This window comes from Microlunatus sp. GCM10028923, assembly GCF_042666975.1.
Lineage (GTDB): Bacteria > Actinomycetota > Actinomycetes > Propionibacteriales > Propionibacteriaceae > Microlunatus.
Map to the genome: position 1 here is coordinate 281,457 of NZ_JBHTFF010000010.1, position 10,183 is coordinate 291,639.

Genomic DNA, 10,183 nt, shown 5'->3' on the forward strand with positions numbered 1-10,183 from the left:
CGATGGCCGAGGTCAGGCTTGATCATCTACGCAAGGAGTTCGCCGGCAACGTGGCCGTCGAGGACCTGAACCTGATCATCGAGGACCGGGAGTTCCTCACCCTGGTCGGCCCGTCCGGCTGCGGCAAGACAACGACGCTGCGGATGGTCTGCGGGCTGGAGAAGTCCACCTCGGGCAGCATCCGGTTCGACGACGTACCGGTCGGGCATCTGCCGGCGAACCGCCGGGACGTGGCGATGGTGTTCCAGAGCTACGCGCTCTATCCGCACAAGACGGTCGCGCAGAACCTCGGCTTCGCGCTGAAGATGATGCGGGTGCCGAAGCTGGAGATCACCCGCCGGGTGGCCCAGGTGGCGGAGTCGCTCGGCATCGCCAACCTGTTGGAACGACGACCGAAGCAGCTGTCCGGCGGCCAGCGGCAGCGGGTCGCGCTGGGCCGGGCGATCATCCGCGACGCCGGCGCCTATCTGCTCGACGAACCGCTGTCGAACCTCGACGCCCAGCTCCGGGCCGGGATGCGGGCCGAACTGAAACGGCTGCACGCCGACCTGCGGCGGACCTTCATCTACGTCACCCATGATCAGGTCGAGGCGATGACGATGTCGGACCGGATCGCCGTGATGAAGGACGGGGTGCTGCAGCAGTGCGCCTCGCCGACCGAGGTCTACGAGCGGCCGGCCACCATGTTCGTCGCCGCCTTCATGGGCTCGCCCGCGATGAACTTCCTGACCGGCGAACTCCGCTCGGTCGGCGGCGAACGCCGCTTCGTCAACGCCGCCGTCGAACGTCCGGTGCCGGCCGGCAGCGCCGATCCGGTCGGCCGCGAGGTCGTCCTCGGCGTCCGGCCGGAACACGTCCGGGTCTCCGACGTACCCTCCGACTCCTCGGTCCCGGCCCGCCTCTTCGTCGCCGAACCGCTCGGCTCCGAGGTTCTGCTCACCCTCGAGCTGGGCGGCGAGTTGATCAAGGCCAAGGTCCCGGCCCCGTTCGACGCGAAGCCCGACACGCCCCTCCACCTCACCCTCGCCGCCGACCGCCTGCACCTCTTCGACCCCGCCGCCGACGGCCGCTCCCTCGCCGCGCCCTGAGGCCCGATCGACGTTCCCTGAGCCTGTCGAAGGGCCGAGCCAGATCGTGCCTGCCCTTCGACAAGCTCAGGGAGCGTTGTGGCTTGGCCCTTCGACAAGCTCAGGGCACGAAGGGCGCGTAGCATCGAACGCATGGCGACGCGGCCGGGTGCGCGGCGGCCGGGCGTGATCATCGCGGTGGCGGCCGGAGTCGCGGTGTGCGCCCTGATCGCGGCGATCGCCACCTTCGGTCTGCCGGGGCAGCTGCCGCCCGGGTGCGCGTCGATCTACATCCTCGTCGACCCGGACGCGGTCGGCGAGCCGACTCCCGAGGCGGCCCTCGACCGCTGGCTCGAGACCGGTGCGTCACCGCGGGTCCCGCGCGAAGGTTGGTCGAGGACGATGGAGAACGGCCTGCTCTACCTGGTCAACGGCCCGCACCGGGTCGAAGTCCTCGACCTCAGGTCCGGCGGCTGGACGGTCACCGCCGCGAATTGTTCCGGCACGTGATCATTTCCGGCGATGGTCCCCTCGGCGACAACGGCGCCTACGATCGAACCATGGCAATGCGGCCAGGTGCGCGGAGGCCGGGCGTGATCATCGCGATCGGGGTCGTGGCGTGTGCGTTGCTCGCCGCGATCGGGTGCGGCCGTGGCCTCCCGGAGACGGTGCCTTCGGGGTGCGCAGTGATCGCGATCGACCTGGCGGCGGGCGCCGTGGGTGAGCCGACTCCCGAGGCCGCCCTCGAACTCTGGCTCGCGACCGGCGCCTCGCCGCTCGCTCCGCGTACCGGCTGGACCACGGCTCGGGAGAACGGCCTGCTCTACAAGGTCAACGGCCCGCACCGGGTCGAGATCTCCGACCTCAGCCGCGGCGGCGGGTCGGGTTGGATGGTGACCGGCTCCAACTGCGCCTAATCCTCTTCGCCGCGGATGAACTCCTCGACAAGATCACGGGCGGTGGAGTCGTCGTACTGCGTCGGCGGGGTCTTCATGAAGTACGCGCTCGCGCTGTCGATCGGGCCGCCGAGGCCGCGGTCCTTCGCGATCTTGCAAGCCCGGATGGCGTCGATCACGATGCCGGCGGAGTTGGGGGAGTCCCACACCTCGAGCTTGTACTCGAGCTGGACGGGTACGTCGCCGAAGCCGCGGCCCTCCAGCCGGACCAGAGCGTGCTTGCGGTCGGCCAGGAACGGTACGTAGTCGCTGGGCCCGATGTGCACGTCGGCGTCGGCCATCTCGCGCGGGATCTGCGAGGTGACGGCGCGGGTCTTGCTGATCTTCTTCGAGTCGAGCCGGGACCGCTCCAGCATGTTCTGGAAGTCCATGTTGCCGCCGAAGTTCAGCTGGTACGTGTGATCGAGCGTGACGCCGCGATCCTCGAAGAGCTTGGCCAGCACCCGGTGCGTGATCGTCGCGCCGACCTGGCTCTTGATGTCGTCGCCGACGATCGGCAGGCCCGCCTCGCGGAACCGCTCGGCCCACTCCGGATCGGACGCGATGAACACCGGCAGCGCGTTGACGAAGCCGACGCCGGCCTCGATCGCGCACCGGGCGTAGAACTTGTCGGCTTCCTCCGAGCCCACCGGCAGGTAGGAGACCAGCACGTCGGCCCGGGCCTGGCGCAACGCGGCCACCACGTCGACCTCCGTGGCAGAGGACTCGGTGATCGTTTCGCGGTAGTAGGCGCCGAGCCCGTCCAGGGTCGGTCCGCGCAGCACCTCGATGCCGGTCGGCGGCACGTCGCTGATCTTGATGGTGTTGTTCTCGCTGGCGTGGATCGCGTCGGCAAGATCAACTCCGACCTTCTTCGCGTCCACGTCGAACGCGGCCACGAACTCCAGATCCCCGATATGGTACGGACCGAACCGTACGTGCATGAGGCCCGGGATGGCCTTGCCCTCGGGGGCGTGGCGGTAGTAATGCACCCCCTGGACGAGCGAGGACGCACAGTTGCCGACACCGACGATGGCCACCCGAATCGAAGTCACCACGGCAGGCTAATCGAGCCGTACCGGACGCGAATGTCCGGTCAAGGAGGAGCCGCCGATCGGGGGCCCGGGCTACCGCAAGGACGGCTGAGGATTGTTACAAGTTGGTGCCGAGCATTTACGGGCGGCCCAAAATAGTTATTATGGTCCAACCAAAGCGGCGACGGCGCTGTGCCTCCGCCGGAGTTCGGGGTAGGTAGAGAGGTGGAATCAATGGAGACGTCCGTGTCGCCGGGTGGCTTGGCGAAGGTACCGGCCAACCGACGCGACTTCCTGCGTCTGTCCGGAGCGCTCGGCATTGCCGCGACCGGCACCTGGTCGCTGACCGGGTGCAACATCTTCGGCAGCCAGCCACAACAGCAGGAAGGTGCCAAGTCGCTGCGGATCGCCTACACCACTGTCGAGACCGTGGATCCGCAGGTGATCACCAACGGCATGTGGATCCTGACCCGCGGGATCCTCGAGGGTCTGGTCACCCAGAAAGAGTCCGGAGACGATGTCGACCCCGCCGTGGCGGAGGAGTGGGACATCTCCGAGGACAACCTGACCTACACGTTCAAGTTGCGCGACAACGCCACCTGGTCCAACGGTGACCCGGTCACCGCGCACGACTTCGAGGCCACCTACAAGCGGCTGTTCACCCCGTCCGGCGCCAGCGCCGGTGGCACGACGCTGGGTGCGAACTCGTACCAGGCCTCGACGGGGATCAAGGGCGCGGTCGAGTTCCTCTCCGGCGCGCTGACGGACTGGTCGCAGGTCGGCGTCAAGGCCACCGGGGACAAGGAACTGGTGATCACCCTCGCCAACCCGAACCCGGACCTGCTGCCCGCGCTGAGCCACCCGTCGCTGCTGCCGTTGCACATGAAGACGGTGGAGGAGAAGCCCGACGACTGGCAGAAGCCGCCGAACTTCATCACCAACGGCCCGTACGCGGTGAAGAACTGGGTGATGAACTCGACCCTGGACCTGGTGCCCAACGAGAAGTACTGGGACCGCGGCCAGGTGTTCTACGACAACATCCAGGTGCAGCTGATCGAGGCGACCGCGAGCGGCACCCAGACCGTTCCGTACGAGAACAACGAGACCGACGTCGTGTCGGTCCCGGACGTCGACGTGGCCCGGTTCCAGAAGGACCCGGAGCTGTCCAAGCACCTCAAGGTCGTCGACAACTACAGCGTCGCCTACCTGGCCAAGCTGCGCAGCGAGAACCCGGCCCTGGAAGACGTCCGGGTCCGGCAGGCGCTGTCGATGGCGATGAGCCGGGAGACCCTGGCCGGCGTCGTGACCGGCGCCAAGGCCGGTCAGACCCTGGTCCCGGGCCGGGTCAAGGGCTGGGACGACAGCTTCGCCCTCGGCGAGGACATCGAGCAGGCCAAGCGGCTGCTGGCCGAGGCCGGCTACCCGGACGGCAAGGGACTGCCGGAGATCCGGATCCTGGCCGGCGTGGACAGCCCGATCATCGCGGCTCTGGCCGACGTCTGGCAGAAGAACCTCGGCATCAAGGTCCGGCCCGACATCGTCGAGTCCGGTGTGTACGTCGAACGCCGCTGGCAGGTCCAGAAGGGCGACTACATCGGCTTCTACTTCGGTACGTTCGCCGGCCTGCCCACCTGGCCGACCTACACCGGGTCGCTCTGGTCGCCGATCGACGTGCAGAAGTTCAGCCTGCCGTCGGAGTCCTGGGCCCAGTACCAGAAGCTCGAGCTGGACAAGAAGCTCGACGCCGGCACCAAGAACAAGCAGCTCGCCGCCTTGCTGAAGGAGAAGAGCTCGCCGGGATCGCGTCAGATGGCCGAACTCGTGGCGAAGGGCTACTCCGAGCCGGACGAGGCCAAGCGACTGGCGATCTTCAAGGAGGCAGCCGGTATCCGGGAGCAGGAGTCGCTCTACATCCCGGTGCTCTGGCTCAGCGTCTACTTCGCCGTCCGCCCGACGATCGAGGGGATCGTCATGCGTGCGTACCCCGACTACTTCTACCTCAAGGGCCTGAAGCCGAAGGCCTGACAGCCACGGTGTTGCCCTGCGGTCATCTACGAGGAGGATGAGGCGTGGGATTCGTTCGTTACCTGGCCAGCCGTGTACTTCGGCTGGTGGTGTCCCTGATCGCGGTGTCGATCATCGCGTTCACGCTGCTGCAACTGGCACCCGGGAGTTTCGCCGACATCGCCCGGGTCAGCAGCGGCGCCACCAACATCGGCAGCGCCGGCACCGAGCAGATGGTGACCGAACTGGAGAACCGGTACGGCGAGGACAAGCCGGCCTGGCAGCAGTACCTGATCTTCATGAAGGGCGCGATCACCTGGGACTTCGGCCCGTCGTACAAGTACGCCGGGCAGGACGTCCAGGACATCATCGCCACGGCCTTCCCGGTCTCGGCGACGCTGGCGATCATCGCCGTGATCATCGCCCTGTTGATCTCGGTGCCGATCGGGGTGTTCGCCGCCTTGCGGAAGGACTCCATCGGTGATCACGGGGCGATGTTCGTGGTGACGCTGGGGCACGCTCTGCCCAGCTATCTGACCGCGGCGTTCCTGATCTTGTTCTTCACCGCGACACTGCACCTGCTGCCCTCCAGCGGCTGGGACGGTCCGGCGAACATGATCATGCCCGTGCTGGCGCTGGCCCTCGGGCCGGTGGCGGTGCTGGCCCGCTATGTGCGGTCCAGCATGCTCGAGACGCTCCGCGAGGAGTACGTCACGGCGGCGCTGGCCAAGGGCGGCCCGTACAGCACGGTGGTGATCCGGCACGCGCTGCGCAACTCGCTGATCCCGTTGGTCACCGTGGTCGGGCCGCTGCTGGCCGGGCTGATGACCGGGACCGTGTTCGTGGAGACCCTGTTCCGGATCCCGGGCCTCGGGCTCTACTTCACCCAGGCCGCGGCGAGTCGTGACATGCCGCTGCTGATGGGCACCACGTTGTTCTTCGCGTTGATCTTGATGGTGGTGAACCTGATCGTCGATCTGATCTATGGGGCACTGGATCCGAGGATCCGGGCCGAAGCCGGTGGACGCGGATTCTTGCGAGGGGGGAGGAAGCTGTGGCAACAGTCGAAAGTACAGCCGACGTCGGTCTGACGCCCGTCAGCACCACACGGGAGGTCGCGACCAAGAGCCCGCTCCGGCACGCCTGGGACCGCTTCCGGCGGAACAAGCTGGCGCTCGGCAGTCTCGTCTTCTGTGGTCTGTTGATCATCGTCGCCCTGATCGCGCCGTTGATCGCGCCGTTCCACTACACCGACACCGACTTCGACAACAAGCTGGTCGGACCGGGCGTTGGTGGCCACCTGCTCGGTACGGACGCGCTGGGCCGCGACGTCTTCAGCCGGGTGCTCTACGGTCTGCGTACCGCCTTGTCGGTCGCCTTCGGCGCCGAGGTCACCGCGCTGGTGCTGGCGTTGATCATCGGTCTGCTGGCCGGGTATGTCGGCGGCCGGCTGGAGCAGGGCCTGATGGCCGGCACCGACATCATGTACGCGTTCCCGAGCTACCTGTTCGCGGTGGTGCTGGTGACGGTGCTCGGCCGCAGCATCTTCGCGTTGATCTTGGCCATCGGCATCGCGTCCTGGGTCACCCAGGCCCGGCTGGTCCGCGCCCAGGTGCTCACCCTGAAACAACGCGAGTACGTCGAGGCGGCCCGGTCGATGGGCGCATCCGGGTTCACCATCGCGGTGCGCTACATCCTGCCGAACGCGATCGGCCCGATCCTGGTCACCACCAGCTTCGGCATCCCGGCCGCGATCGGTGCCGAGGCAGGCCTCGCGCTGCTCGGGCTCGGTGTCGAACCGCCGACCCCGTCCTGGGGCGGCATGATCTCCGAGGGCGTCCGGTCGTTGCTCTCGGCGCCGCACCTGCTGTTGTTCCCGGCGGCGCTGTTCGCCCTCACCCTGCTGGCGTTCACCTGGGTCGGCGACGGCCTCCGGGACGCCTTCGACGCGAGCGGAGACCAGCGATGAGCGCATCTCAAGATCATCTGCTCGAGGTGTCGGACCTGCGGACCGAGTTCCGCAGGGCCGACGGCGAGCGGCTGACCGTGGTCGACGGGATCAGCTTCACGGTCGAACCGGGCAAGGCGCTGGCGATCGTCGGCGAGAGCGGCAGCGGCAAGAGCGTCACGGTGCGCAGCCTGCTCGGCCTGCTGCCGCGGACCGCCCGGATCGCCGGCGGCACCGCGACGTTCCAGGGCAAGGACCTGCTCGCGCTCAAGCAGCGCGACCTGCGCAAGATCCGGGGTCGCGACATCGGCATGGTGTTCCAGAACGCCATGGAGGCGATGAACCCGACCCTGACCGTGGAACGGCAGCTCACCGAACACCTGCTCTGGCACGGGATCTGCAACAAGGCCGACGCCCGGAAGCGGGCCGTCCAGGCGCTGGGCGACGTCGGCATCCCGGAGCCCGAGCGCCGGGTCCGGATGTATCCGTTCCAGATGTCCGGCGGCATGCGGCAGCGGGCGATGATCGCGATGGCGATGATCACCCGGCCCGCACTGCTGATCGCCGACGAGCCGACCACGGCCGTCGACGTGACCATTCAGCGCCAGCTGCTCGATCTGCTGGCCGGGCTGAAGGATCAGGGCACCGGCGTCATCATGATCACCCACGATCTCGGGGTGGCTCGCTACTTCTGCGACGACGTGATGGTGATGTACGCCGGCCGGGTGATGGAACGGGCGACCACGCTGGACCTGCTGGACCGGCCGCGGCATCCGTACTCGGTGGGGCTGTTGGGCTCCAGCATCGAGGTCGGCGGGCGGGACCTGCCGCTGATCCCGATTCCGGGCAGCCCGCCGGACCTGGCGCGGCGGCCGAAGGGCTGTCCGTTCAACCCGCGTTGTGCCCAGGCCGAGCAGCCGAAGTGTTCCGAGGAACAGGTGTTGATCAAGGTCGAGTCCGGGTCGGCTGGTGCAGTTGATCATGGCGCGGCATGTTGGAAGGCGGCGGCACTTGTCTGAGTCAGCGAAGCAGGGCGAGGTGCTGGTCCGGGCCGAGTCGGTCAGCAAGCTCTTCTCCAGCCGGGCCGGCGAGACCCTCGCGGTCGACGACGTCTCGCTGGACGTCCGCCGCGGCGAGACCGTCGGGATCGTGGGCGAGAGCGGCAGCGGCAAGTCCACCCTGGCCCGGTTGATCATGGGCCTGCAGCCGGTGACCTCCGGCCGGATCCTGTTCGAGGGTCAGGAGCTGTCCGCCCTGACCGGCAAGGAGCAGCACGCGCTCCGGGGCAAGATGCAAATGGTCTTCCAGAACCCGTACGGGTCGCTGCTGCCGCACTACACCGCGGTCGGCAACGTCGCGGAGCCGCTCCGGCTGCACGGCCGGGGCACCCGGGAGTCCCGCCGGGCGAAGGCCCTGGAACTGCTCGAGCTGGTCGGGGTCAACCCGCGCTTCGCCGACCTGTCGCCGCGCCAGTTCTCCGGCGGCCAGCAGCAGCGGATCGCGATCGCCCGGGCCCTGGCCCTGGAGCCGGACCTGCTGGTCTGCGACGAGCCGACGTCCTCGCTGGACGTCTCGATCCAGGCCCAGATCCTGGCCCTCCTCGAGGACCTCCGCTCCTCCCTCGGCCTGTCCTGCGTGTTCATCTCGCACAACCTGGCCGTCGTCGAGCGGCTGGCCGACCGGGTCGCCGTGATGCGTACCGGGAAGATCGTCGAGGAGGCTCCCACCGAGCAACTCTTCGCCGACCCCCAGGACGAGTACACGAAAACCCTCCTGGCCGCCGTCCTCCCCGTCCGCGCCTAACCCCCCACCCGCCGACCGGGCACAAAAGCAGCCGTTTTGACGGAGTGTCGCTGCTGTTGTGCCCGGTCGATCGCGTTGTGGGGTGGGTTGTGCGGATTGAATCTGACGTTGCCGCGGGAACATCGCGGGCGGACCCGGCGATCATGATCGTCGCCGGCGTGATCGACCCCGGAACGCGCCGAGTGACGGCAACCTGACCCATGCGGCCGGGCGTACGCGTCGAGGGCGGGTCCGGTTTCCGGCCCGGTCGGAGCGGTGGACGGGACGAGTCGCGCGGTCCGTCGGAGTGATGCGCCGCGCCCGGTCGGGTCGGGGACGTTCCCGCGGGGACGCCTACGGTCGGGGCGGTCGTGGTGGGTGGGGTTGCTGGGTCGGACCTGGGAACGGTTCGATGGGCCGCTCGTTCCAACGCCCGCTCGTTCCCACCCCGCTCGCCCCAACACCGCTCGTCCCAACACCGCGGGTTTGTCGACAACCGCACGCGTTGCGTCGGGTTCCGTGTCGGAATGTCGACAACCGCACGTCCCTCTGCTCGCCGCCGATGGGCGGATACTTGGCCGCGCTGGTCGATCCCGCCGCCGGCGTTCGCCAGTTCATGATCATGATCGATCCGTTGATCGACTCGAGTCGCACCTTGTCGCCGAAGATCAGCGCCCGCCCAATACCCCCGCGCTCGCATTTGCGCCGGCGTGAACACCCGACCGTGCCGACCGGCCACCCCTCGCCCGGCACGACCACGGTCGCCCCTCCAGCCAGCCTCTCCCACCTCGCCCGACCGAGCCGGTCCACCACCCCAGCCCGCCGCATGTCACGCCCGACTGCCCCGGCAACGCTCATCCCGGAGTGAACGCCGACCGACCCGGACTGGACCAGGCGGGAGACGTTCCCGCGGGAACGCCACGGTTGGGACGGTCGTGGTGGGTCGGGTTGTTGGGTCGGACCTCGGATCGGCCGGATGGGACCCGGACCGGACCGGGCGGGAGACGTTCCCGCGGGAACGCCTACGGTCGGGACGGTCGTGGTGGGTCGGGTTGCTGGGTCGGACCTGGGATCGGCTGGATGGGGGCCGGACGGGACCAGGCGGGGGACGTTCCTGCGGGAACGTCACGGTCGGGACGGTCGTGGTGGGTCGGACCTGGGGATCGGTTCGATGGGAGCCGGACGGGACCGGGCGGGGGACGTTCCCGCGGGAACGCCACGGTTGGGACGGTCGTGGTGGGTCGGGTTGTTGGGTCGGACCTCGGATCGGCTGGATGGGAGCCGGACGGGACCGGGTGGGGGACGTTCCCGCGGGAACGCCACGGTTGGGACGGTCGTGGTGGGTCGGGTTGCTGGGTCGGACCTCGGATCGGCTGGATGGGAGCCGGACGGGACCGGGTGGGGGACGTTCCC

9 protein-coding genes are annotated in these 10,183 nt (G+C 68.5%); 8 read left to right on the plus strand and 1 reads right to left on the minus strand.

Features of this window, described 5'->3' with window-relative positions:
- The first annotated feature begins 2 nt into the window (after positions 1-2).
- From ACFQU4_RS24365 to ACFQU4_RS24375, 3 genes are all read left to right on the plus strand, one after another.
- Positions 3-1,088, plus strand: a complete 1,086-nt coding sequence (locus tag ACFQU4_RS24365) for an ABC transporter ATP-binding protein (RefSeq protein ID WP_377496917.1) — start codon at positions 3-5, stop codon at positions 1,086-1,088.
- Positions 1,089-1,220: 132 nt separating this feature from the next.
- Positions 1,221-1,577 (plus strand): hypothetical protein, encoded by a 357-nt coding sequence (locus tag ACFQU4_RS24370; protein ID WP_377496919.1) that lies wholly within the window; start codon positions 1,221-1,223, stop codon positions 1,575-1,577.
- 50 nt (positions 1,578-1,627) lie between these two features.
- Positions 1,628-1,984: a hypothetical protein gene (locus ACFQU4_RS24375; protein ID WP_377496921.1), complete on the plus strand. Its 357-nt coding sequence runs from the start codon at positions 1,628-1,630 to the stop codon at positions 1,982-1,984.
- Here ACFQU4_RS24375 and ACFQU4_RS24380 read toward each other — a convergent pair.
- Positions 1,981-3,057: an inositol-3-phosphate synthase gene (locus ACFQU4_RS24380; RefSeq protein ID WP_377496923.1), complete on the minus strand. Its 1,077-nt coding sequence runs from the start codon at positions 3,055-3,057 to the stop codon at positions 1,981-1,983. The genes ACFQU4_RS24375 and ACFQU4_RS24380 overlap by 4 nt on opposite strands.
- Positions 3,058-3,270: 213 nt before the next feature.
- Between ACFQU4_RS24380 and ACFQU4_RS24385 the strand changes: the two genes are divergently transcribed.
- From ACFQU4_RS24385 to ACFQU4_RS24405, 5 genes are read left to right on the plus strand one after another with little or no spacing between them, the layout of a single operon-like run.
- Positions 3,271-5,061, plus strand: a complete 1,791-nt coding sequence (locus ACFQU4_RS24385) for a peptide ABC transporter substrate-binding protein (protein ID WP_377496925.1) — start codon at positions 3,271-3,273, stop codon at positions 5,059-5,061.
- Between the two features lie 44 nt (positions 5,062-5,105).
- Entirely contained in the window at positions 5,106-6,131 is a 1,026-nt protein-coding gene (locus ACFQU4_RS24390) for an ABC transporter permease (protein ID WP_377496927.1), read from the plus strand.
- A complete protein-coding gene (locus ACFQU4_RS24395) occupies positions 6,095-7,009 on the plus strand; it encodes an ABC transporter permease (protein ID WP_377496930.1) in 915 nt (304 codons plus the stop codon). The genes ACFQU4_RS24390 and ACFQU4_RS24395 overlap by 37 nt, the downstream gene beginning before the upstream one ends.
- On the plus strand, positions 7,006-8,007 hold the full coding sequence (locus ACFQU4_RS24400) for an ABC transporter ATP-binding protein (RefSeq protein ID WP_377496932.1): 1,002 nt from the start codon (positions 7,006-7,008) through the stop codon (positions 8,005-8,007). The genes ACFQU4_RS24395 and ACFQU4_RS24400 overlap by 4 nt, the downstream gene beginning before the upstream one ends.
- Positions 8,000-8,791: an ATP-binding cassette domain-containing protein gene (locus tag ACFQU4_RS24405; RefSeq protein ID WP_377496935.1), complete on the plus strand. Its 792-nt coding sequence runs from the start codon at positions 8,000-8,002 to the stop codon at positions 8,789-8,791. Before ACFQU4_RS24400 ends, ACFQU4_RS24405 begins: the two co-directional genes overlap by 8 nt.
- The last annotated feature ends 1,392 nt before the right edge of the window (positions 8,792-10,183 follow it).